The organism is Pseudarthrobacter sp. MM222 (genome assembly GCF_947090775.1).
Classification (GTDB): Bacteria; Actinomycetota; Actinomycetes; order Actinomycetales; family Micrococcaceae; genus Arthrobacter.
Genome location: NZ_OX352321.1, coordinates 598,287 through 622,600 on the forward strand (window position 1 = coordinate 598,287; position 24,314 = coordinate 622,600).

General features: G+C 68.0%; 15 protein-coding genes and 2 tRNA genes. 8 read left to right on the forward strand and 9 right to left on the reverse strand.

What is annotated here, in order from left to right; all coding sequences use genetic code 11:
- Positions 1-23: 23 nt before the first annotated feature.
- The gene (locus OM977_RS02905; protein WP_264356057.1) at positions 24-2,237 is read left to right on the forward strand and encodes a RecQ family ATP-dependent DNA helicase; all 2,214 of its coding nucleotides are present in this window, start codon (positions 24-26) and stop codon (positions 2,235-2,237) included.
- On the opposite strand, the gene OM977_RS02910 is transcribed toward OM977_RS02905, so the two are convergent.
- The 4 genes from OM977_RS02910 to OM977_RS02925 all read right to left on the reverse strand — a co-directional run bounded on the left by OM977_RS02910 (position 2,182) and on the right by OM977_RS02925 (position 8,018).
- Entirely contained in the window at positions 2,182-3,681 is a 1,500-nt protein-coding gene (locus tag OM977_RS02910) for an MFS transporter (RefSeq protein WP_264356058.1), read from the reverse strand. The genes OM977_RS02905 and OM977_RS02910 overlap by 56 nt on opposite strands.
- A gap of 30 nt (positions 3,682-3,711) precedes the next feature.
- Positions 3,712-5,406, reverse strand: coding sequence for a phytoene desaturase family protein (locus OM977_RS02915; protein WP_264356059.1), 1,695 nt, complete (start codon positions 5,404-5,406; stop codon positions 3,712-3,714).
- A gap of 135 nt (positions 5,407-5,541) precedes the next feature.
- Positions 5,542-5,629 (reverse strand) — tRNA-Ser (locus OM977_RS02920).
- Between the two features lie 85 nt (positions 5,630-5,714).
- Entirely contained in the window at positions 5,715-8,018 is a 2,304-nt protein-coding gene (locus tag OM977_RS02925; RefSeq protein WP_264356060.1) for a prolyl oligopeptidase family serine peptidase, read from the reverse strand.
- A gap of 71 nt (positions 8,019-8,089) precedes the next feature.
- Here OM977_RS02925 and OM977_RS02930 point away from each other — a divergent pair, with 71 nt between their 5' ends.
- Complete coding sequence (locus tag OM977_RS02930) at positions 8,090-10,231, forward strand: FAD/NAD(P)-binding protein (protein WP_442960691.1); 2,142 nt, start codon at positions 8,090-8,092, stop codon at positions 10,229-10,231.
- Between the two features lie 218 nt (positions 10,232-10,449).
- Here OM977_RS02930 and OM977_RS02935 read toward each other — a convergent pair whose 3' ends face one another.
- The 5 genes from OM977_RS02935 to OM977_RS02955 all read right to left on the reverse strand — a co-directional run bounded on the left by OM977_RS02935 (position 10,450) and on the right by OM977_RS02955 (position 18,377).
- The gene (locus OM977_RS02935) at positions 10,450-10,677 is read right to left on the reverse strand and encodes a hypothetical protein (RefSeq protein ID WP_264356061.1); all 228 of its coding nucleotides are present in this window, start codon (positions 10,675-10,677) and stop codon (positions 10,450-10,452) included.
- Entirely contained in the window at positions 10,674-12,086 is a 1,413-nt protein-coding gene (locus OM977_RS02940) for a glycosyltransferase family 2 protein (protein WP_264356062.1), read from the reverse strand. The genes OM977_RS02935 and OM977_RS02940 overlap by 4 nt, the downstream gene beginning before the upstream one ends.
- A gap of 236 nt (positions 12,087-12,322) precedes the next feature.
- Positions 12,323-16,891 (reverse strand): ExeM/NucH family extracellular endonuclease, encoded by a 4,569-nt coding sequence (locus tag OM977_RS02945; RefSeq protein WP_264356063.1) that lies wholly within the window; start codon positions 16,889-16,891, stop codon positions 12,323-12,325.
- A 370-nt stretch (positions 16,892-17,261) separates the two neighbouring features.
- On the reverse strand, positions 17,262-18,065 hold the full coding sequence (locus tag OM977_RS02950) for a VOC family protein (protein WP_264356064.1): 804 nt from the start codon (positions 18,063-18,065) through the stop codon (positions 17,262-17,264).
- A 224-nt stretch (positions 18,066-18,289) separates the two neighbouring features.
- Positions 18,290-18,377, reverse strand: a tRNA-Ser gene (locus tag OM977_RS02955).
- A 160-nt stretch (positions 18,378-18,537) separates the two neighbouring features.
- Here OM977_RS02955 and OM977_RS02960 point away from each other — a divergent pair.
- The 6 genes from OM977_RS02960 (at position 18,538) to OM977_RS02985 (ending at position 24,221) form a co-directional block, all read left to right on the forward strand.
- Positions 18,538-19,521: an NAD(P)H-quinone oxidoreductase gene (locus OM977_RS02960; protein ID WP_264356065.1), complete on the forward strand. Its 984-nt coding sequence runs from the start codon at positions 18,538-18,540 to the stop codon at positions 19,519-19,521.
- Positions 19,522-19,662: 141 nt separating this feature from the next.
- Positions 19,663-20,199 carry a PadR family transcriptional regulator gene (locus OM977_RS02965; protein WP_264356066.1) on the forward strand — a complete coding sequence of 179 codons (537 nt, stop codon included), beginning with the start codon at positions 19,663-19,665 and terminating at the stop codon, positions 20,197-20,199.
- A 166-nt stretch (positions 20,200-20,365) separates the two neighbouring features.
- A complete protein-coding gene (locus OM977_RS02970; protein WP_264356067.1) occupies positions 20,366-22,666 on the forward strand; it encodes a carbon starvation CstA family protein in 2,301 nt (766 codons plus the stop codon).
- A 13-nt stretch (positions 22,667-22,679) separates the two neighbouring features.
- The gene (locus OM977_RS02975; RefSeq protein WP_264356068.1) at positions 22,680-22,871 is read left to right on the forward strand and encodes a YbdD/YjiX family protein; all 192 of its coding nucleotides are present in this window, start codon (positions 22,680-22,682) and stop codon (positions 22,869-22,871) included.
- 185 nt (positions 22,872-23,056) lie between these two features.
- Positions 23,057-23,758, forward strand: coding sequence for a bacterial proteasome activator family protein (locus tag OM977_RS02980; protein ID WP_264356069.1), 702 nt, complete (start codon positions 23,057-23,059; stop codon positions 23,756-23,758).
- A 7-nt stretch (positions 23,759-23,765) separates the two neighbouring features.
- Complete coding sequence (locus tag OM977_RS02985) at positions 23,766-24,221, forward strand: hypothetical protein (protein WP_264356070.1); 456 nt, start codon at positions 23,766-23,768, stop codon at positions 24,219-24,221.
- Positions 24,222-24,314 lie beyond the last annotated feature (93 nt).

Genomic DNA, 24,314 nt, shown 5'->3' on the forward strand with positions numbered 1-24,314 from the left:
GAGGAGGCTGGGATACTGAAGCAATGGCCAATAACCAGAACGCTGCAGTCCTTCCCGCCCCCAACTCCGCTCCTGCCGGTGCTTCCACCTCCGGTTCGGCCGGGGTATCCGGGACCCGGGAGCAGGCCCAGGAAGTGCTGCGCGAGCTGGTCGGGCACCCGGCCGCGGAGTTCCATGACGGCCAGTTTGAGGCGGTTGAGGCCCTCGTCGACGGCGGCCGGCGGGCCCTCGTCGTGCAGCGCACCGGCTGGGGAAAGTCGGCCGTGTACTTTGTCTCGTCCCTGCTGCTCCGGCGCCGTGGTGCCGGGCCCACCCTGATCGTGTCCCCGCTGCTGGCCCTGATGCGCGACCAGGTGGCCGCCGCGGCCCGGGCCGGTGTACGCGCCGTCGCCATCAACTCCGCCAACCAGCTGGAATGGGACACGGTCCGCGAGCAGCTGGCTGCGGACGAGGTTGACGTCCTGCTGGTGTCACCGGAACGGCTCACCAACCCGTCCTTCCGCGAGAACCAGCTGCCGGAGCTGATCCGCCGCACCGGGCTCCTGGTCATTGACGAGGCGCACTGCATCTCGGACTGGGGCCATGACTTCCGGCCGGACTACCGCCGCATAGCGGACCTGATCACGCAGCTGCCGGATTCCGTGCCGGTGCTGGCCACCACCGCCACCGCCAACTCCCGGGTGGTCCACGACATCGAAGAGCAGCTGGGCTCCGGGGTGCTCACCATCCGCGGCGCCCTGGGCCGGGAGTCGCTGCGGCTGGGGGTGCTGAGCCTGCCGGACTCCCGCGACCGGCTGGGCTGGCTGCTGACGCACCTGTCGGACCTGCCCGGCAGCGGCATCATCTATACGCTCACCGTGTCCGCTGCGGAGGACACGGCACGCCTCCTCGCCGAAGCCGGGCACGAGGTGCTCGCCTACACCGGGCGTACGGACCCCGCAGACCGGGAACGCGCGGAACAGCTCCTCAAGGACAACCAGGTCAAGGCCCTCGTGGCCACCTCCGCCCTCGGGATGGGCTTCGATAAGCCGGACCTCGGCTTTGTCGTGCATTTGGGTGCCCCTTCGTCGCCGGTGGCCTACTACCAGCAGGTGGGCCGTGCCGGCCGTGGCGCCGCGAACGCCGATGTGCTGCTGCTGCCCGGCTCCGAGGACCGCGACATCTGGCAGTACTTCGCCACCGCATCGATGCCTTCGGAGGAAAAGGCCGCCGCCGTCCTGACAGCGCTCGCGGACGCGGGAACCGCCGTGTCCACCGTGGCGCTCGAGGCCCGCGTGGACCTGCGCCGGACACCGCTGGAGCTGCTGCTGAAGGTGCTGGCAGTGGACGGGGCCGTGGAACGCGTGGGCGGCGGCTGGCGCTCCACCGGCCAGCCCTGGACCTATGACGCCGAGCGGTACAGCCGGATTGCCGAGGCCCGGGTGGACGAGCAGGATTCCATGGTCATCTACCAGGACACCGCAGGCTGCCGGATGGAATACATCACCTCGGTCCTCGACGACGAGACCGCGCACTCCTGCGGACGCTGCGACAACTGCGCCGGGCAGTGGTTCCCGGCAGACATTGCCGCCTCCGCCACGGAAGCCGCGGGCCAGACGCTTAGCCGCGCCGGCGTGCCGCTGGAACCGAGGCTGCAGTGGCCCAGCGGCATGGACCGCCTTGGCGTGAGCGTGAAGGGCAAGATCAAGCCGGAGGAAAGCGTGGCCGGCGGGCGGGCGCTGGCTCGTCTCACGGACCTTGGCTGGGGCGGCGCGCTGCGTGAGGCCTTCGCCGCGGGGGCGCCGGACCGCACGGTGGATCCGGGCATGCTGCAGGCCTGCGTCCAGGTCCTGCGGGAGTGGGGAGCCGGAGACGCCCGCACGCCGGGATGGAGCGGCGCCGGCCGGCCGGCCGCGATCATCAGTGTCCCGTCCCGGGGCAAGCCGGCGCTGGTGGATTCGCTGGCCCGCGGCATCTCCGAGATCGGCCGGATCCCCTACCTCGGCCAGCTGCAGCTCGAACACGGCGGCCCCACGGGCGGGCGCGGCGGCAACAGCGCGTACCGGCTCGCCGGCGTCTGGGACCGGCTCGTGGTGGGGCCGGAACTGGAAGCGGCCCTCACCGGGCTGCAGGGCCAGAGCGTAATGCTCATAGACGACCTCGTGGACAGCCGCTGGACCGTGACTGTCGCCGGACGAGCCCTTAGGCTCGCGGGCGCCGGGGCGGTGCTGCCGTTGGTGCTTGGCCAGGCCGGCTGACCTCAGCTCCGGCGTGGCGGGGCAGCGTCAGGCTGTCCAGCGTGCTCAGGAGCATGATCGCCGCTATCGCCAGGAACGCCGCCCGGTACGGTGCCACCGGATCCCCGCCTGCATCGACGGCCCCGCCCAGCAGCGGGCCGCTGACCTCGAAGACGCGGATCAGCAGGGCCCCGATCGCGATTCCCGCTGCCGCAGCGAGCTGGACAAGCGTCGCGGAAACGGCGTTGGCGGACGGCAGCTGGGCGGGGACGACGTCGGCGTACTGCACCGAGGCGTAGGCCGAGAACCCGATGGACCGGAAGGCCCCGCTGGCCACGAGCAGTGCGAAGATCAGCGGTTCCGGAGTACCGGCGTCGAGCAGGGCGCACAGCGCAAAGGTTGCCGCCGAGGCCAGGGACGCGAAGACCAACACGGGTTTGAAGCCGAAGCGACGGATGAGCGGGGTGGTGGCCGGTTTGATCCCGATGTTGCCTATGAACACCGCCGCCACGAGGACTCCGGCGCGCAGCGGATCCCAGCCGAAGCCGTTCTGGAACATCAGTGGCAGCAGGAAGGGCACGGCGCTGATGGTCAGCCGGTAAATGAAGCCGCCGGTTGCCGTGGCGCGGAACGTCCGGGTGGCAAAGACCCCCAGGTCGAACAAGGGCGAGCGTGCCCGCAGCAGCCACCAGGCTGCAGCGCCAAGGAACAGCAGCCCTGCGGTGATGCTGAGGGCGGCCGAGGTGCCTGAGTCGTGGCCGCCGGCCAGCTCCAGGCCCACCACGAGGCACCCTACGCCCAGGGTCGTGAGGGACAGCCCGCGCCAGTCCAGGCGCCGCGTGCGGTCACCCGGGGCGGCCGGGACCAGCCGCAGCGCCGCGAGGAACGCCGCGAGGCCCAGCGGGAGGTTGATCAGGAAGATCCAGTGCCAGGACAGGAACGTCGTGAGGGCGCCTCCCACCAAGGGGGCGAGGACTGGTGCCAGCAGCCCGGGCCACACCAGATAGGCCGTCGCGCGGAGCAGATCTTTTTTGGCTGTTCCGCGGAGCACTACGAGGGTGCCCACGGGGACCATCATGGCCCCACCGGCTCCCTGCAGCACCCGGCTCAGGGTCAGCATGATCAGGTCCGGGCTCAGCGCGCACATCAGCGAGGCCACCGTGAACGTGGCGATGGCAAGGCAGAACACACGGCGCGCTCCGATGTGCTCGGCCAGCCAGCTGCTGAGCGGGATGCCCATCGCCACCGTCATCAGGTAGGCGGTCATGGTGATGTTGACGTCCGCTGACGGGACCGAAAAGTCAGCCGCGATGCTGGGGATCGCGGTGGTCAGGACGGTACCGTCCAGGAACTCCATAAAAAACGTCGCTGCGACCAGGAGGGCCAGGCGGGGACTCCATTTGTCCGCAGGATTGCCTGCTGGACTCTCCGCGGGTGGGCCGGAAGGCGGCGGGGACTCGCTCATGCAGGCTCCGATGTGGCGCCGGGCTCCGCCCTAGGAGGCACGGCCGGATTCCGACGGCTCGGACTCGGCCACACCCGACTCGGCCAAAGCGGACTTGGCCGGACCGGACTCGGCCACACCGGACTCCAGCACCGCCATGGCCGCGTTGTGCCCGCCGATGGCGGAGACCGCACCGCCGCGCCGGGCGCCGGACCCGCAGAGCAGGATCCGGGGATCGTCCGTCGCGACGCCCCAGCGCTGCGCCGGGGTGCCCAGGGGTTGTCCGTCCTCCACGAAGGGCCAGTCAAGCCCGCCGTGGAAGATGTTGCCCCGCGGCATCCCGACGGCGCGTTCGATGTCCAGGGTGGTCTTCGTTTCGATGCAGGGCTGTCCGTCGGGGCCGGCCAGCAGCAGCTCCTCCACCGGTTCGGCCAGCACAGAGTTCAGCGACTTCAACACGGCGGCCTGCAGTTCAGCGCGCCGCTCCTCATTGTTCTCTTCGGTGATCAGCCGGTCCGGGACGTGCAGGCCGAACACAGTGAGGGTCTGTGCGCCGGCCGCCTGGAGCTCCGGGGACAGGATGCTCGGGTCGGTGAGGGAATGGCAGTAGATCTCGCACGGCAGCGGGTCCGGAACCATCCCGGAAGCCGCGGTGAGGTAGGCGGCGTCGAGCTGTGGCCAGGTCTCGTTGATGTGGAACGTTCCGCCGAAGGCCGCTTCCGGGCTGACGTTCCCGTCCAGCAGCCGGGGGAGTCGACTGAGCAGCAGGTTGACCTTGACCTGGGCGCCCTCACGGAGATGGTTCGGGTTCCGGGTAGCGGGCGCCGCGGCGGCGCCGGTGCTGCCGGACGCCCTGAGCCGGTCCAGCACCACTGGGGCCACGTTGGCGAGGACCCATCGGGCCGTGGCGTTATGCTCGACGCCGTCGTGGCGGTAGCTGACCGACCCGCCCGGACGGACAGCGGTGACTTCGGCCGCGGTCAGGATCGTTGCTCCGGCGTCCCGGGCAGCGCGCTCCAGCTCCCCGGAGACCGCGCCCATCCCGCCGACGGGCACGTCCCAGTCGCCAGTTCCGCCGCCGATCAGGTGGTAAAGGAAGCAGATGTTCTGCTGCAAATCCTCATCGCCGGCCCGGGCAAAGGTTCCGATCAGGGCGTCAGTCAGCACCACGCCGCGGACCAGGTCGTGCTGGAGCTCCTTGGCGATCACGGTCCCGATCGGCCGCTCGATCATGGCGTCCCATGCTTCCTCCGCGCCGGCTTGGACGGCCAGCGCGCGGGCCTCGGATCTGGTCCGCAGGGGCGCGGTCATGGTCGGCCAGAGGGCTTCGGTGAGTGTGCGGCAACGGGCGTAGAAGTCGTTGAAGGCCTCGAATTCCCCGGCCGGGGCGCCTGCGGCGGCAAAGGACGCGGCAGTCGCGGCGGCATCTTCGTTGTCGATCAGCAGCGCGCGGCCGGCGTCGTGCGGGTCCGGGGTGTAGGAGGAATACCGCCGCCGGGCCAGTTCGATGCGCAGGCCAAGCTCGTCGATGACCTGCTGGGGCAGGAGGCTGACGAGGTAGGAGTAGCGCGAGAGCCGGGCGTCGACGCCGTCGAACGCCTGGGCAGACACCGCGGCGCCGCCGGCATGCTCAAGCTTTTCCAGCAGCAGGACGTTCCGGCCGGCCTTGGCCAGGTACGCTGCCGCGGCCAGGCCGTTGTGGCCGCCGCCTACGATGATCGCGTCAAACGCGTTGTTGCTCGACATGGGCCCATCCTGCCATCCGGGCCGCGGGTTGGCCTCAGGTGTCCGGCACCCGGACGGGACGGCGGAGGGTCCTGGCGGAGTCCCGGAGCGCTCCGGGTACGCAAAAGGCCCCGGTCCAGGGACCGGGGCCGAACGCGGAGACGGGGGGATTTGAACCCCCGGTGGAGTTGTGCCCCACACTTCATTAGCAGTGAAGCCCATTCGGCCGCTCTGGCACGTCTCCAATTGCTAGTAACTAGCCAACCAAGGATACGCAGAAGGGGGCATGCAGTGCAAAACGGCTCCGGCCGGGCCGATCGCCCCCGCGCTCAGGCTCCGCTGCCCGCCAGAGCCCGCCACAGGAAATGCTGGCTGCGGCTCTGCAGCGCCGCCGCCTGCCGGTTGTCCGAGGCCCCCGCGTGACCGCCTTCCAGGGCTTCATGGAACCAGACATTGGGAATTCCCATGGCCTGCATCCGGGCGGCCATCTTCCGGGCCTGCACGGGCCCGACGCGGTCGTCCGAGGTGGCGGTCCAGATGAACGTTTCCGGGTACTCCACGCCGTCCTTGAGCAGGTGGTACGGCGAGAAGGTCTTGATGAAGTCCCACTGTTCGGGCACGTCGGGGTCGCCGTATTCAGCGATCCAGGAGTATCCGGCGGAGAGTTTGGTGTACCGGCGCATGTCCAGCAGCGGCACTCCGCAGGACACGGCTCCGAACAGGTCCGGGTACTGGGTGAGCATATTGCCCACCAGCAGACCACCGTTGGAGCCCCCCACGCAGCCGAGGCGCTCCCGGGAGGTGACGCCGCGGGAGATCAGGTCCAGGGCCACCGCGGCGAAGTCCTCGTAGGCCCGGTGGCGGTTCTCCTGCAGCGCGGCGCGGTGCCAGGACGGACCGTATTCCCCGCCGCCACGGATGTTGGCCACGACGTAGACGCCGCCGCGCGTGTGCGGCCCGTCCCCCTCGGCGCCGAAGGACTCCTCGGTGCGCCGTTCCAGCCAGGCGCGGCCGACTGCGCCGCTGTAGGCCGGGGTCCGGGAAATCTCGAAGCCGCCGTAGCCGGAAAGCTGGGTCGGGTTCTGGCCGTCGAGCACCAGGTCCTTGGATGCCACCTGGAAGTACGGCACCCGGGTGCCGTCCTTGGAGACGGCAAAGTGCTGCTGAACCTCATAGGCCTCCTCGTTGAAGAACGACGGCGAGGAGCGGATCACCTCGTGCGAGCTGACCACACCCGGGCCGTCCTCGGCGGTTCCCGCCCGCTTCAGCGTCCCCCGGGTGAGGGTGCTGGGCGTGGTGAACCCGGTGGCCACGAGCCAGAAGTCGTTCCCGGCGCCAGGGGCTTCGCCCTCCGCCACCGGAGCGCTGCCGGTACCGCCGTCCGTGCCGTCGTCGTCGGAGTCGCCGGTTTCGTCTTCGTCGTCGACGGCGTAAGCGTTGACGTCGTGCAGCGGCGGGCAGGCATCCAGAACGGTCGAGGCCCAAGCGGCGTCCGTGCCCCGGCGCATCGGGTCCAGCACCCGGATCTCCGAGGACACGTCACGGAGCAGGTTCAGCAACAGGAAGTCCCGCGTCCAGCTCCAGGACTGCAACGACGTGTGGGCGTCGGGGCTGAAAAGCACAGCAAGATCCCGGCTGCCGGCCAGGAAGTCCTCGAATCCGGCCGCAAGCAGGGACCCTGCCGGGAACACCTTCCCGTCGACAGTCCAGTCCTTCTGCGGCCGGAACAGCAGCCACTCGCGGTGCGAGCTCAGGTTCACGTCCGCCGGGACATCGAGCCGCACCCAGCTGCCGTTCCGCAGCACCGAGGTGTTCCGCTCGAAGAAGCTGATCCAGTCCACGGCGAAGGTCCGCTCGAAGCCGGGCGTGGAGTCGTGGGCGACGAGCGCCATCATGTGGTCCTCGGGTATCTCGAACACACGCTCCGCGGTAGCTAGGGAGCCGCCGCGGTGCAGTTTCACCCCGGTCCGGGCGTAGGAGGAGGTGGTGCTGGGCAGCCCCTCGGCCGTCGTGGCCACCAGCAGGGTGTCCGCGTCGAGCCAGGAGGCATTGCCCTTGGCCGTGGGCAGGTCGAAGCCGCCGGCGGCGGGGTCCACGAAGCTGCGGGACTCGACGTCGAACTCGCGGTAGCGGTTGGCGTCGCCGCCGTCGGGGGAGAGGGCCAGCAGGGCCCGCCGGTGCGGCTCGCCGCTTCCCGGCCGGAGGAAGTTGGCGCCGTGGAAAACCCATTCCTCGCCCTCGGACGCGGCCAGGGCGTCCACGTCCAGGAGGATGTCCCACTCCGGTGATCCGCCGCGGTAGCTCTCCCAGCTGGTCCGGCGCCACAGGCCCTTAGGGTTGTCCCGGTCTTTCCAGAAGTTGTAGTACCAGTCGCCGTGCTTGCCGACCATCGCTATCCGGTCGGTCGAGTCCAACACTTCCAGGATGCTGCCCTCGAGTTCCGCGTACTGCGCGTCCTCGAGCAGGTCCTCGGTCCGGGCGTTCTGTTCTCGGACCCAGGCCATTTGTTGCTCGCCGTGAATCTCCTCGAGCCAGATGTTCTCATCGATGGGTTCAGGGGCGGTGCCTCCACCGCCGACGGGTCCGGAAGGGTGGCCGGACGCGGGCGGGTGAGCAGCTTCGGTGGTGGTCATTTTTCCATCCAAGCAACATCTTCGCGCCGCTAGCAAGTCAAGCGTCCGTCGGCGACCGTCGGTAAAGCGGCATGCCGGTTGCCGATACGCTGGATGCCGTGGTCATATCGCAGAGCATCCGGACGGCACTGATAGGCGCCGGTCCCCGGGGCACAAGTGTGCTGGAGCGGCTGCTCGCGAACTGGGCTCCGGCCGGCCCGGACGCCACCCTGCAGATCGATGTGATCGATCCCTACCCCGCGGGCCCGGGCCATGTGTGGCAGCCCGGCCAGTCCCGCCTGTACCTGATGAACACGCAGTCGTTTTACCCGACGCTTATCCCCGAGGACCCGGAGCTGGCCTCCCCGCTGGCCGGGGACACCTTCGACCGCTGGCGCGAACTGCAGCGCCGGCGGCCCCATCCTTCGCTCACCGCCGCGGAACGCGCCGAACTCGCGGAGCTCGGCGCCGCGGACTTCCCCAGCCGTGCCCTGTACGGCCGCTACCTGCGTTCCACGCTCGACGAACTGCTCTCCCGGCTGCCCGCCGGCGTCTCGGTGGAATTTCACGAAACGACGGCGGTCTCGGTCCGGCAAGCGGCCGCGGGCGCTGGACCCGCCAGCGGCGCCGAACCCGAGGGTGACACCGCACCCGGGGCCGCACCCGGGGCCGCCACCGGGTCCGGCGCTGGCACGGGGCTCGGGGGCGGCGGGCACGCGCGCGGACGGTTCGACGTCGGGCTCGAGGGCGGTGGGGTGCTGACCGTGGACTCCGTGGTGCTGGCCCTGGGCCACCTCGAGTCCAGGCTCAACCCGGAACAGCGGGAGCTCAAGGCCGCCGCCGAGGAGCTGGGGCTGCTGTACCTGCCCCCGGCCGCGCCGGCGGACGTCGACTGGTCCCGGGTGCCGGCGGCCGAACCGGTGCTGGTGCGCGGCATGGGCCTGAACTTCTTCGACGTCATGGGCCAGCTCACCGAAGGCCGCGGGGGCACCTTCGCGGCCGGGGAAAATGGCCTGAATTATCAGCCCTCCGGCCGTGAACCCCTCATCATCGCGGCCTCCCGCCGCGGCACTCCGTACCGGGCCAAGGCCGCACTCGCCGGGTATTACCCCACGGCCGTGACGCTGCGGTACTGCACCGAAAGCGCGCTGGCCCGGTTCGCGGGGGCGGGGATCCAGCCCGCCTTCGACCATGATCTCTGGCCCCTGCTGCACCGCGACGCCATCTGGGCCTACTACTCGACGCTCGCGCGCTCGCAGCCGGGCGCCATCCGCACCGATCCCGATTCGTTCCTTCTGGCATTGGAGGAATCCCTGCGCCCCCATGCGCACAGCGCTGCAAAGTGGGAGGACGCGGTGGACGCCGAGATTGAGGCGCATGTCCGGCCGGCCCACCGGCTGAACTTGCTGGGTCTGGCGGCGCCGCTGGCCGGGCGGTCATTCGGCTCCCGTGCGGAGCTGGACGCCGCCGTCGTGGAGTACCTCCTCGACGATGCCCGGCGATCCGCGCTCGGCGAGGACGACCCGGTGAAGATGACCATTGGCGCCCTGCACCACGGCCGCGCGGTGCTCAAGACGGCGGTGGCGGACGGCGGGATCACGGACGAGTCGTGGGTGGCCGGGCTCCGCGGCTGGTTCGAATCCTTCGTCGAAGGGCTGGCAAGCGGGCCGCCCGCGCTGCGCGCCGAACAGCTGGCAGCCCTGGTGCGGGCCGGCGTCGTCCGGTTCGTGGGACCGGACCCGAAGTTCGGCGTGGACCGCAAAGCGCGGACCTTCACCGCCGCCTCACCGTGGGTGGGCGGCCGCCCAAGCGGACGGGGTGCCGCCGGCCCGGACACCGGCGGCACCGGCTCCGGAGACGCCCAGGGGGAGGCCGTGGTGGCCCGATCCCTGATTGAGGCGCTCGCCCCGGCCAACCGGGTCACCATCAACGAGTCACCGCTGCTGGAACAACTGCTCAGCGAAGGACTGGTACGGCCCCGCCTGATGATGACGGTGGAGGGCGTGCCGGTACAGACCTCGGGCCTGGACGTCACGCCGCACCCGTACAGGCCGGTGGGCTCCAACGGGTCCGTGACGGAGGGCCTCTACGTCCTCGGACTGCAGCTCTCCGCCGCGCAATGGGGGACAGCCATCGCGGCCGAGGCCCGGCAGAAGAACGGCCCCGCCTATCGCAGCGGCCAGCGCACCCTGCACGACGCCGACGAGATTGCCCGCGACGTCTTGGGGCTCTGACCTCGCCCGATGAGCATGCTCCACCTTCGGGCCGGGGGATGGGCATGGTGCCCATATGTCCATCGCTGCCGTTCAGGGGCGGGCATGTCCCTCGGTGGAGGGCGCTTACCGCCGTGCGCCCGATGAGCATGCTCCGCGTTCGGGCCGGGGGATGGGCATGGTGCCCATATGTCCATCGCTGCCGTTCAGGGGCGGGCATGTCCCTCGGTGGAGGGCGCTTACCGCCGTGCGTCCGGGTAAATGCTGCGGGTCTCGGCCCGTTCGTGCCGCTGCGGAAGCCAGGAACCGGGGTGCAGCTTCGGCAGGATCTTCGCCGCCGCCAGAGCGCCATACATGACGGTGTTGATCGCCACGAAGGTCGCCAGGATGGCGAACCACTCGGTGTGCACGATCGATTCCGGGAGCAGGATCCCCGCAGGGACAAGGTGGTTGACGGCCGGGATCATGCGTCTGCCTTCACACTGTTGGGGGCGGCCTCGTGGGTGAGGTGTTTCCAGTTGGCGGTGCGTCCGAGTGCGATGTCGATGATTCCCTTGACGTAGATGATGTTGAGGAACATGTCGAAGAAAAGTTCCGGGAACAGCGTCAGGGCCAACAGCCGGGCACGCCAGCCGCCCTTCCAGACCGTGACGACACGTTCGGCCGTGAACAGTGCTCCCAGGCCCAGCCAGAACGGGAACCAGATCCAGGCGTCGAGCGAGAACACCATCAGCAGGATCAGCAGGAAGTAGGCGCTCAGGGCAATGACGCCGTAGCCGATGCCGAGCTGCTGGGCCCAGTACCGGACCGTCTGCGTGGTCACGCCGTAGGCGCCGATGTTCTCCAGGGCACCGCGTTGCCAACGCAAGCGCTGGGACCAGAGCGTGCGCCAGCTGGGCATGAGTTCTGTGACTACCGTGCACTGGGCCGGCGAGATCATCAGGGCGCCCAAGGACTTTAAGGCAATGGTCAGTTCGTTGTCTTCCGTCAGGGCGACGGTGTCGTACACGTCGCCCGTGTTACCCGGAAGGGACTCTCCGCGCTGCTCGGCGATGGTGCGCAGCGCGCGTGGCCGGAACATTGATGCGGTGCCGGTGAGCACGAAGACGCGGCCCCGGCGCCGGCGGATCTCGCGTCCGTAGCGGATGTATTCGTTGCGCTGGAACTGCCCCAGCACGCCGTGGCCCTCTTCCCCGTAGAACAGCCCGCCGACGGCCATCAGGGCTCGGTCGTCGGTGAAGCGGGCGACTGCCGCGGCGAGGAACCCGTCGTCAAGGCTGGTATCGGCGTCCATCACCATCACGACGTCGTTGTCGCCTTGGCCGGGAAGAAGCCGCTTGAGTGCCTGGTTCAGCGCGCCGGCCTTCTTTTTGGTGTTGCCGACGGACTCCATGACCTCGACGCCGGCCTGCCGGGCGAGGGCCACCGTGTTGTCCGTGCAGTTGTCCGCGACCACGATGATGCGCTCGGGACGGTGGGACTGCGTCAGAAGTGAGGCGATCGTGGCGGGAAGCGACGCTTCCTCGTTGTGCGCTGGAATCAGCACCGTCACGGTCACGGGACCGCCGAAGACCTTGCGGGTGTCGGCCATGACGATGCGGGGCGCCAGCGGTGCCTGCTGGGGATTCGCGGAACGACGCGACCGGTTGGTGATCCGGCGCTCCAGCAGCGCGATCCCCGCCGCAAGCAGAAGCGCGAGGGCAACGGCGGCGACAATGTTGCGCCAAGCCGGAGCATCGGTGTTATAGAGCACATTCCAGACGCCCAGAACCAGCCCTTTGCTCGGCGACTCCTCAAGGTGCGGGCCGCCGGCCGCAACCGCAAACCACAACAGCGCCGCCGCGCTGCCGGCTGCCAGCGCTATGACGATGCCCACCGCGCGATGAAATTTTCCCCTGCCCATTCGCGTGATGGTAGCAGAGTCTCATGTGCACCGCCTGTCACACGCACACCACCGGCCCCACCTGCGGACGGCGTAGGGGTCCCGTTCGGAGAGCCCGCCGCGCGAAAAATGAGCATGCCCTCCGGCCAGGCCGAGCACTGGACATACTGGCAAAATGTCCAGTGCTGCAGCGCAGGGGAGGACATGCTCACTGCGGGAGGGCTATGGCGCTAGCCCTTGAGGCATTTCTGGTACTGGAGCCACGCGATCGAGTACCTGATCCACCCGAAAACGTCGTACCACTTCTTCGGCGGAACCGGCGCGGTGCACGTCGGCGGGACCGGACCGCTGGCCGCCACCGACGCCAGCGCTTTCACCACTGTGCCGGATTCGGCGGCGGTGAGCACCAGGGTGCCCGTGCCGGTCGCCGCGCCCGTCGGAACCGCCACATTCACCGTGGCAGCACCGGACGTCACCGGGATTGTGCCCAGGGCCGTGACCTTGCCGGCGGCGTCAGAGAATTCGGCGCGCAGCGAGGTGTTCGCCGGGCTGCCCAGTGAGGTGAGGTCCAGCTTGGAGACCGCCAGGGTGATCGGCTCTCCGCCCTTGACCTCTGCGGCGGTGGTGTTGGCCACCGCCACGGAACGGCGCGCGAAGTCCGGCGAGACCGGGTTGTGGGCCTGCAGGTACTTGATCCACGCGTCGCGGTCCACAAGTCCGGAGTCCTTGGTGTTCGTGCCGGACTTGAAAATGCGGAAGTTGTCGCCACCGGTTGCCAGGAAACTGAACGTGCCGATCCGGTAGGACTTCGCCGGGTCGACCACGGTTCCGTTGATCCGAATCGAGGTAATCCGGTCACCGGCGACGCGCGCGGCGTCGTAGGTGTAGTTGACGTTCTTGGAAAGGCCCAGTTGGAGGTACGGGCGGCTGGGAACGGTGCCTTCGGCGGTGGTCTGCCACTGCTGCTCCAGGAGCGTCTTGAACTGTGCTCCCGTCAGGGACGTGGTCCACAGGTTGTTCACGAACGGCAGGACCGCGTTGGCCTCCGCGTAGGAGATGGTGCCGTCCGGCGCATAGTACAGCTCGCTGCGCAGTCCGCCCGGGTTCACGACCCCGATTTCGGCGCCGCCGAGTTCCGGTGCCTTGAGGGATTCCACGAGGGAATCCGCAACGAGGTTGCCCAGGGTGGATTCGCTCGCACGGTCATCCTGCGCGGCGGGGCTCGTCGGTGTGGCGGGGGTGAACGCCCGGGTGATGTCCGCCGTCACCGTGCCGACCGGCTGGTTGCCGATCACCGCGGCGTCGGCCAAGGCCTTGTCAACGATGGTCTTGACCGCGGCGACGCGTGGGTACTTCGCCACGAGGTCCGCTGCCGGCTGCTCTGCGGTCGTGGTGCGCTGGACGTTCCCCGCCTTGTAGCCGGTTACGGACATCGTCTTGGTGTCGATGGTCAGCTGGATCTGGCCGATGAACTCGCCGTAGTTGCCGGTCTGGACAATCGGGCGGGTCTTGCCCTCAACACCCGGGACCGGAGCGTCCCAGGAGTACTGCTTGTGCGTGTGGCCGTTGAAAATGGCGGCGACATCAGGGGTGACCCCGGTGACCATCCTCGCGAAGGGTCCGCCGGCTGCGACCTCCTGCTCCAGGCTGGACCCTTCCGGCGCACCGGACCCGGCGCCGTCGTGGTTTTCCACGATGATGACGTCGGCGAGCTTGTCCGCCTTGATCTTCGCGGCCACGCGGTTGATGGCCTCGACGGCGTCGCCGAACTCGAGGCCTTCGACGCCGGCGGGGGTGACCAGCGAAGGCACTTCCTGGGTTACGGTGCCGATCACGGCGACCTTGACGCCGTTCAGGTCGAGCACCGTGTACTCCGGCAGGACCGGCTCGGTGGTGCCGGCCTTGTAGACGTTGGCGCCCAGGTACGGGAACTTGGCGTTGCCGCCGCCCGCGATGACGCGGTCGCGCAGGTCGGCCCAGCCGCCGTCGAACTCGTGGTTGCCCACCGCCGAGGTGCGCAAGTCGAGGGCGTTCAGGACATCGATGGTCGGCTGGTCCTTGGCCACGGCCGAGGCGAACAGCCCCGCGCCGATGTTATCGCCCGCGGAAAGGAACGCCGTGGCGCCGGGAGCCGCAGCGGCCCGCAGTTTCTCAATGGTCCCCGCGAAGAGCACCGTGTTGGAATCGATGCGGCCGTGGAAATCGTTGATCCCGAGGAAGTTCAGCTCCACGCTGGCCGGCGGAACGGGCAGGTTCAGCCCCACCAGCACCGGATCGTGGTCGCTCGCCCGGAACTGGTCCGCGGCGTAGTAGTCGGTCACGTTGTTGTTGTAGCGGCTGTACTCCAGCGCAACGGATTCCACGGAATTGATGTTCCAGATGTCCGCGCCGGTGACGACGGCGTCGGCGCCGGGTGAGGCGAGGATGTGGTCCAGCGAACCCACCATGCCGGCGAAGAGGTAGGAGTGCTTGGCGGAACCGTCGGCGTTCTTGGCCTTTTCATCCTGGTTGACGTAGCCCGCGGCCGTGAAGACGTTGATCGGGTCTTCCTTGGCGTAGGAGTTGAAGTCACCGATCAGGAAGACCTTGTCGGTGCCCTTGGACGCCTGCAGTTCGTTGGAGAACGCCAGCAGGGACTTCGCCTGCGCGGTGCGGGCTGCATTGGAGGCACCCTGGCCCTTGTCGGTGTCGTCCGGCGTGGCCGCGGAGCCCTTGGACTTGAAGTGGTTGGCGATTGCGATGAACTTCTTGTCATCGGTTGCGCCGACGGGCTTGAAGACCTGGGCCATCGGCTTGCGGGCGCTGGCGAACGCGACGGTGTCGTTGTGGATCACGGACGCACCCAGGGGCTCCGCTGCGACCCTCTTGAAAATGAAGGCCGTCCTGATCATGTCCTCATCGGCCAGCGGAGGCGCGTTGGCGGGCGTGCGGACGTAACCCCAGATCCCCGGTGTGGCGACGTTCAGCGCGTCCACCAGCTTGGCCAGGGCGTCGTCACGGGTCTTGCCGAACTGCGCCGAATTCTCGACCTCCATGAGGGACACGACGTCGGCGCCGGACTTCGAGATGGCCGCGACGATCTTGTCCTGCTGGCGCTGCAGGTTCTCGGCGTTGGCTGCTCCGCGGACGTTGCAGCCGTCCCGCACCGTGACGGGGTTGCCGGCACGGTCGGTGTAGAACCTGCACCCCGCGATCTGGTCGCCGGTTGTGGGGAAGTAGTTCAGCACGTTGAAAGAGGCAATCTTCAGGTTTCCGCCCACTGCCGCGGGGGCATCGGTGCGGGTGGCGCCGAAGCTGGCCGGCTGCACCGCGTCCGCATTTGCGCGGGTCAGGTGCGTCAGCGGCTGGAACTTCCACGAGCTGTTGGCGTAGCTGAGCACCACGTTGGTCCGGAAGCTCACCGGCGCTCCGACGCGGACGGGGTCCGACGCCGTCAGGTAGGGCAGCTCCATGGCCTTGGTGCCGGAGTTGCTGAGGAAGTTCGTGGTGGCGCCGTCGTCCAGCTTGATGCCGCGGGCGGCATTGGCGGCGACGGTGGCGCTGTACTCCTCGGAACCGTACGGGGCGACGGCGGTGGGCTGCTCGAGCGCCGTGGTGCCGCCGGCCAGTCCGATCTCGCCGTACTGGTTCAGCGAGAAGTTGTCCGCGACGCTCACGCTTCCCTGCGGGGACAGCAGCATGCCTTCGAGCGATTCACGGAGCGCCTCATCGGCCGGAAGGGCGAAGCCGGTGGCCTTGACCTCCGGAGCGGCCTCCGGAAGTTTCTTCAGGTCCGTCGCGGCAGCAACCGTCAGCTGGGTAAGGCCGAAGTATTCGCCGACGGCGCCGGTCACCTCAACGTAGTCGCCGGGCTGGACAGCAGCAGCCGTGGCGGACGAGAAGACAAAGAGGCCGTCCGACGCCGAGTGGTTGGCCGGCGCGAGATCGCCGCCGGTGCCCGGGGTCTGGATGTAATAGCCCGAGAAACCGCCGGTGGGGAACGTAGCGGTGACTTTGCCGCGTGTAGTGACGGCGGTTCCAACCAACGGGCTGGCGGTCCCGGTGCCTTGGATTTCCGCGATAGTCTTTGCCGCCGGCGGAGTGGCGGGGCCGGGATCGACCGGAGGATTGACCGGGCCCGGATCGGTGACGCCGTTGGGAGCCTTCGGGGTGATGGCCGCGTTGAGGCTGAAGTCGGCGGAGTTGTTGTTGCTGTCGGCGAAGTTGCTGCGGCTCAGGCTCCTGACGTCTGTGTTGCTGGACGGCGCCGAGGAGACCTGCGTTTCAAAGGTGTTCGAGCCGCCGTAGCCCAGAAGATCCGCGACGGTGCCGGTCTCGATGACGGAGCCTGCGGCCAGGGGGTTGACGGCAGTGGCCTGTTTGGCCAGCAGAATGGTGCCGGTGGTTCCGCTCGGGGCAAATTTGGTGCCGGCGTCCAGGTCTGCGGCAGGCAGGTCTGCCGCCGTCGAGGTCGGGGAGTTGCCGGCTGCCTTGATGAGGTAGAAGCCCTTGGCGGCAATACTGCCGGTGAGGGGGACGACGTTTCCGGGCGCGCCGGTGCCACCGGCCGACCGGTACTGCAGCGACCAGCCTTCCAGCGAGACGGCGGTGTCTGAGGTGTTGTACAGCTCGACGAACTTATTCTTGAAGGCGGCTCCGGCGCTGCCTCCGCTGAGGTATGCCTCGTTGATGATGACTGGTGAGCTGCCAGCGGCCGGGGAGACTTCCACGGCGAACGCCGGCACAGCGGCCAGCGGGGCGGCGGTGAGCGCCGCCGACAGGGCTGTGCCCAGCGCTGTTTTCCAAGGTATGTGTTTCATCCGCTCTAACTTCCATTAGGTGCCCGGGTAAGGGCTGGTTGGAATGTGTCCGGGTGATGCCCGCGGACAGTCCGGTCTCTGCTCCTGGTCAAGCAGTTTCCGGCACATCAAAACAGGGGTGAATGAACACGGGGTGTATGGCATGTGCATTCGGCGGGACGTCCCCCAGCGAGACGGGCCGCAGCCTTCCCGGAGCGGCTCGAAACCCCGGGCAATGGTGACTGGTGGTGCAGGTGAGCGGTGTCCGGGGTGCCTCCACCGGACGCTCCACAGCAGAATACCGGCCAGTAGCCCTTGGGAAAGGGTCTGGCCGGTATTTCTTACAACAATTTGTGTAACAAGTGCGGGGGCTGCGGAACCCCGCCTGCGGCTAGGCGTCCGTGGCGGCCTGAGCGCCCTGGCCGGTGTCGGCAACGATCTTGAACATGGCGCCGGTGGGGTCAGCAAGGGTCGCAAGGCGGCCGAACGGGGAATCGTCGGGCCCGTCGATCACCCGGGAGCCCATGGAAACGGCCTTCTCGATGGTGGCGTCCGCGTCCTCAACGGCGAAGTAGATCTGCCAGTTGGACGGGACCTCGGCGGGGAGGTAGCCGGAGGCATCCATGATTCCTGCCTTGGCGGCGTCCCCGGCTCCCAGCGTGGTGTAGCGGAATTCGGGAGTGTCACTCATAACGTCGGTGTCCCAGCCGAACACGTCCTGGTAGAACTTGACGGCGGTGGCGTAGTCCTTGGTGTGGAGTTCATGCCAGGCGGGGGTGCCGGCCTCGGCCGCCAGTTCGTAGCCCTTCATCTCGCTCGGCTCCCACACGCCGACGGACGCCCCGGTGGCATCGGCAATCATAGCCATGCGACCTTGCTCCGGCACGTCCATGGGGCCCATGTAAACCTGTCCGCCGTTCTGGGTTGCGGCCTGCACAGTCGCAGCCGCGTCCTCCGAGCGCAGGTAGGTGCTCCACATGTCCGGCATGCCCGCCATGGAGTCGTCCTTCTGCATCATGCCGGCAACGGTTTTCCCGTTCTTCGACGCAGTGATGTACCCGCCGTATTTTTCCTCGTCTCCGGTCTGGAAGGTCCAACCGAAGAGCCTTCCGTAGAACGCCTTGGCGTTCTCGGCGTCCGAGGTCATTAGGTCGATCCAGCACGGTGCGCCGTTGCTGTGGTCGGGTGTAGGCATAGCAGGCTCCTGCTCTGTGTGGCGGCGCACGCCTCGTTGCGTGGACGCGGGGGTTCGTGTGGGTGGTCGAGACATCAGAGAGACTATGCCGGGGGAGTGACTGTTTCAATGGTTCGCGGTGAGACGCTCCCGCAGTCGCGTGCTCGGTGTCCCGGCTCGGCGCGGCGCGGCGCGCAAAAATGCCCCCGGTTCCGCGGCAAGCGCGGGCCCAGGGGCATCATTCGCGGAAGGTAAGAGATTCGAACTCTTGGTACGGGGTCACCGCACACTGGTTTTCAAGACCAGCTCCATCGGCCGCTCGGACAACCTTCCCTAACGAGTAGTGTTTCATAGGCAGTCGGCTGCCACAAAAAAGGCCGCTGCGCTCGCGGACAGGGACGCTTCCCCCACTTACTCTGGATGAAGTTGGAGCCGGAAGCATCTGGCGCAGGTGCAGTCCTGTACGAAGTGAGCAAGGAATCGGGAGTTCTCCATGAAGGCTGTCTACATCTCCGAGCCCGGCGGCCCCGAGGCCCTGGATATACGTGAGGTCCCGGCCCCGGAGCCCGGCCCGGGAGAAGTACTGATCGATGTCGTCGCCGCCGGGCTCAACCGCGCCGACGTCCACCAGCGCGAGGGCCACTACCCGCCACCGCCCGGCGCGTCGGAGATCCCCGGCCTCGAGGTGTCCGGCCGGATCGCCGGCTTCGGTCCCGGGGTCACGAAGCCCTTCTCGGTAGGGGACAAGGTCGTGGCACTGCTGGCTGGCGGCGGCTATGCCCAGCAGGTCGCCGTTCCGGCCGGCCAGGTCCTGAGGGTTCCCGAGGGCGTTGATCTGGTCACGGCCGCCTCCCTGCCGGAGGTCGCGGCTACGGTCTACTCCAACCTGGTGATGACTGCCCAGCTGCAAGCGGGCGAGACGGTGCTGATCCACGGAGCCACGGGCGGCATCGGCACCATGGCCATCCAGCTCGCGAAGGCCCTCGGTGCCGTGGTTGCGACGACGGCGGGCACAGCAGAGAAGGTGGGCACCGCGAAGGCCTTCCTGGGCGCAGATATCGCGATCAATTATGCCGAGGAGGACTTTCCGGAGAGCCTGCGCGCACAGAACGGCGGCAAGGGAGCGGATGTCATTCTCGACGTCGTCGGGGCCAAGTACCTCAGCGGAAACGTCGACGCGCTGGCAGACTACGGGCGGCTCGTCGTGATCGGGTTGCAAGGGGGGAGCAAGGCAGAGCTGGACCTGGGCCAGCTGCTGCGCAAGCGGGCCGCCATCATTGCGACGGCGCTGCGACCGCGGCCGGTCGAGGAGAAGACCGTGATCATGAACGCCGTCCGGGACGCGGTCTGGCCGCTGCTGGCCGACGGCCGAATCCGGCCGCTGGTGGCCAAGACCTTCCCGCTGGACCAGGTCCAGGCCGCGCACACCTACTTCGACTCGGGCGACCACGTCGGCAAAGTCCTCCTCCTGATGTAGGGCCGCCGCGCGAAGGTATGCCGCTTTTGGAATACTCCTTTTGCTTCGGGACGCTGGGCGACGGTAGGGTGGGTCTATACGCGGTATACACGCGTCTTGGGGCGCGTGTATGCTGTCGTCCCCGCTACCTCCGGGAGCACCATGTCGATCCGCCACAGTCTCCTCGCACTGCTGCACGATGGCCCCCGCTACGGCTATCAGCTGAAAAATGAATTTGAGGACCGGACCGGAGCCTCCTGGCCGCTGAACATCGGGCAGGTGTATACCACCCTGGACCGGCTGGAACGTGACAGCCTCGTGCGGAAAGAGGGTGCGGACCGCGAAGGCCACGTGATCTACCGCATCACACCGGAGGGCGAGGCGGAGGTCAGCGGCTGGTTCGCCTCTCCCGTTTCCCGCGCCGCGCCTCCCCGGAACGAGCTGGCCATCAAACTGGCTCTGGGGCTGACGCTTCCCGGCGTCGACGTCGGAGCCATCATCCAGGCCCAGCGAGGGGTATCCCTTCGGGCCCTGCAGGACTACACCAAGGCGCGGCGCGACACCGCCGCCCAGCATCGACCGGCCGACACGGCGCGGCTTCTGGTCCTGGATTCGCTCATCTTCCAGACGGAGGCCGAAGTCCGCTGGCTCGATCTCTGTGAGGCCCGGCTGATGCAGCTGGCCAATCCGCCGCGCTAGCTAACCCGCCGTTTGACGCCCCTTTTCTGCCGTTCAGCGCCGCCTCCAGACCGTCTGGCGCATGGTAGCCGCGGAGGCGTATTAATGGACTTGTCCGGTTGATAGGGTGCCTTGGGGCGGATCCGTCGAGAGGATGTTGTCCGGCTGGGTTTCTCAAGGAGGAGACATGGGCACAATGCCTGATGGCACGTCAAAAAACTTACAGGTCGTGGACGGCATCACGCCGGATCCGGCGCTGCCGCCCACAGCAGTGGACGCTTCGGTCCGCGAAGCCGAAGAGCGCAAATGGACGCCGACCAAGATCGCGATCTGGGTGGCGATCTCCCTGCTGGGCGCCGTTGCCTGGTTCATGCTGGCCATTGTCCGCGGTGAAACCGTCAACGCGATCTGGTTCGTCTTTGCAGCGGTCTGCACCTATCTGATCGGCTACCGCTTCTACTCCAAGTTCATTGAGCGCTACCTGCTCAAGCCGAACGACCGCCGCGCCACCCCGGCCGAGTACAAGGCCGACGGCAAGGACTACGTCCGCACGGACCGCAACGTCCTCTTCGGCCACCACTTCGCCGCCATCGCCGGCGCCGGCCCGCTGGTGGGCCCGATCATCGCCGCCCAGATGGGCTACCTGCCGGGCACAATCTGGATCATCATCGGCGTCGTTCTCGCTGGTGCCGTCCAGGACTACCTCGTCATGTTCTTCTCGATGCGCCGCGGTGGACGCTCGCTGGGCCAGATGGCCCGCGAGGAACTCGGCGTCGTCGGCGGGACCGCGGCCCTGATTGCCACGCTCCTCATCATGGTCATCATTGTCGCCATCCTGGCCCTGGTCGTCGTGAACGCGCTGGCCGAGAGCCCCTGGGGTGTCTTCTCCGTCGGCATGACCATCCCGATCGCCCTTTTCATGGGCATCTACCTGCGCTTCCTCCGGCCCGGGAAGATCATGGAAGTGTCCCTGATCGGTTTCGTGCTGCTGATGGCCGCCATCATCGGCGGCGGCGCCGTCGCGAGCACCGATTGGGGTGCCGCCCTCTTCACCCTGGACAAGGTCACCCTCGCCTGGGCCATCATCGTCTATGGCTTCATCGCCGCGATCCTGCCGGTCTGGCTGCTGCTGGCCCCGCGTGATTACCTCTCCACCTTCATGAAGATCGGCGTCATTGTGATGCTGGCGCTGGCCGTCATTGTGGTCCGCCCCGAAATCAACGTCCCGGCCTTCAGCGAGTTCGCCAGCCGGGACAACGGTCCGGTCTTCCCGGGTGCCCTATTCCCGTTCCTGTTCGTCACCATTGCCTGCGGCGCCCTGTCCGGCTTCCACGCGCTGATCTCCTCCGGCACGACGCCGAAGCTCATCGAGAAGGAACGCCAGAGCCGCTACATCGGTTACGGCGGCATGCTGATGGAGTCCTTCGTGGCCATCATGGCCCTGGTTGCGGCCATCTCGATTGACCGTGGACTGTACTTTGCCATGAACGCTCCGGCCGCCCTCACCGGTGGCACCGCGGAAACTGCCGCCGCCTGGGTTAACGGCCTCGGCCTGTCCGGCGTGAACATCAGCCCCAACCTGCTCACCGAGACGGCTGCCAACGTCGGCGAGGAAAGCATCATCTCCCGCACCGGCGGCGCTCCCACCTTGGCAGTGGGCCTGGCCCACATCATGCAACAGTTCATCGGCGGCACCGCCCTGATGAGCTTCTGGTACCACTTCGCCATCATGTTCGAGGCACTGTTCATCCTGACCGCCGTCGACGCCGGCACGCGCGTTGCGCGCTTCATGCTGCAGGACTCGATCGGCAACTTCATCCCGAAGTTCAAGGAACACTCCTGGCGTCCGGGCGCCTGGTTCGCCACCGCCGTCATGGTGGGCGCCTGGGGTGCCGTGCTGCTGATGGGCGTCACCGACCCGCTGGGCGGCATCAACACGCTGTTCCCGCTGTTCGGCATCGCCAACCAGCTGCTGGCCGCCATCGCCCTGTCCGTCTGCCTCGCCATCGCGGCGAAGCGGGGCTCCTTCAAGTACCTCTGGATTGTGGCGCTCCCGCTGGCGTTCGCCGCCGTCGTGACCATCACGGCCAGCTACCAGAAGATCTTCTCCTCCACCCCGGCTGTCGGCTACTTCGCCAATAACGCCGCGTTCTCCAAGGCGTTGGCGGAGGGCAAGACGTCCTTCGGCACGGCCAAGACCGTGCCGGCCATGGAGGCCGTGGTGCGCAATACCGCGATCCAGGGCTGGCTCTCGGTCATCTTCGTGGTGCTCAGCATCATCGTCATCGCGACGGCGCTGCTGGCCACCTACAAGGCGATCCGCAACGCCAGGGCCGGTGTGGCCAACCAGGACCACGAGGATCCTGTCCTGCCGTCCCGCGTTTTCGCCCCGGCGGGTCCGGTACCCACTCCGTCCGAGCGTGAGCTCCTGGCCGAATGGAACAAGCTCCCGGCGGACAAGCGGTTCGAAAAGGCCGCGCACCACTGATGCGGAACCGGTCATGAACGCGGTGGTTGAGAGCTTCCGGGGCTTCGCCCGCTATCTGGGCGGGGTTCTGGGCGCGGATGCGTACGCGAAGTACCTGGAACACCACGCAAGCTCGGGTCACGAAGCCCCGCCGCTGACGGAGCGCGAGTTCTGGCGGGACCAAACGGACCGCCAGGACAGCAATCCGCAGGGCCGGTGCTGCTGACCCGGTCCTGCTGACCGGCCGGCCGCTAACTGGAGGGCGCCGTCGCGCACTAGAAGCGCGACGGCGTCCTCCGTTGTTTCGCCTGACACTGAGGTTTGGCGGGGTGCCGCTGTTTCCTGCGCACCACGTGGACTCGGGGACGTTGCGGGCCGGTTCCCGTCTCCGGCTCGTGAGAGTATGAAGCCATGAGCGATCCGAACGCCACTCAGCCTGCCGAAGACGTTCCCGTTGAGGGCACCACCCTGGCCGAGTCCATTGGTCCGGCCCCCGCCGCAGGGCAGCAATCGGGACCGGCCGGGCAGCCTGTGCGTGCCGTGGTGCCGGGATCGCCGGGCAACCCCGACGGCGTGCCGCCGGGAGCGCCGCGTCCCAAGGGCAGCCAGCTGCAGGACCTCGTGGATGAGCCCGCCAAGGTCATGCGGATTGGCACCATGATGAAGCAGTTGCTGGACGAGGTTAAGTCCGCGCCGCTGGACGACGCGGCTCGTGCCCGTCTTGCCGGAATCCATGAACGGTCGATCAAGGAGCTCGAGGACGGCCTCGCGCCCGAGCTCGTGGAGGAACTCGAGCGGATCAATCTTCCCTTCTCCGAGGACACCACGCCTTCGGATGCGGAACTGCGGATCGCCCAGGCCCAGCTGGTCGGCTGGCTCGAAGGCCTCTTCCACGGCATCCAGACCGCCCTCGCTGCCCAGCACGCAGCCCGTGAACACGCAGCCGCCCAGCGTCAGCTTCGCCAGTTGCCGCCCGGGACCGTGATCGCTCCCGGCGTCATCATCGGCGAGGACGGTGAACCCCAGCGGGCGGGCGCGCCCCGGCCCGGGGCCAACCATGTCTCGCCCCAAGAATCCGCCGATCCGGACCACGGTCCCGGCCAGTACCTCTAGGGGAACCTTGGGATTCTTCACCACCGCCCGGCAGGGAAAGAGAGACGACGCCGAGCTCGGCAAGGGACTGTGGCGGCGGGCTAATGACCGCTTCACCCGCGGACTGGACCGGTACCATCAGGTCCTGGACGGCGTGGAGGACGACGCGCTTTACGCCGAACTCGTCGACATCGCCAACGAACTGTCTGAACTCGCAGTACGAGTCCGGCTGATCTGCGTCGAGGCCCAGAGGCGCTCACCCAGCGACGGACTCGACATTCCGGGCGCACTGGCGGGTGTCCACCGCTCGCTGTCAACCGCCGGGAACTCCCTCGCGACGACGGCGGAGGCGGCGGCAATGCTCCGGCTGGCGGTGGGACCCGTGCCCGCCGGCGCGGAATCGGTGCGGCGTCGGGCCGAGTCGGTACTGGACCATGTGCGCGACGCTGAAAGGCGTCTTGGCGAAGCCGCTGCCGGGGGCTGAAACCGTGGCGGCGCCGGCCTCCGGACAATATTCCCGGTTACGCGGGTAGCTTAGCTTTGCCCCTGCTCTGGCCGGACCCTACCGAAGTTGGCA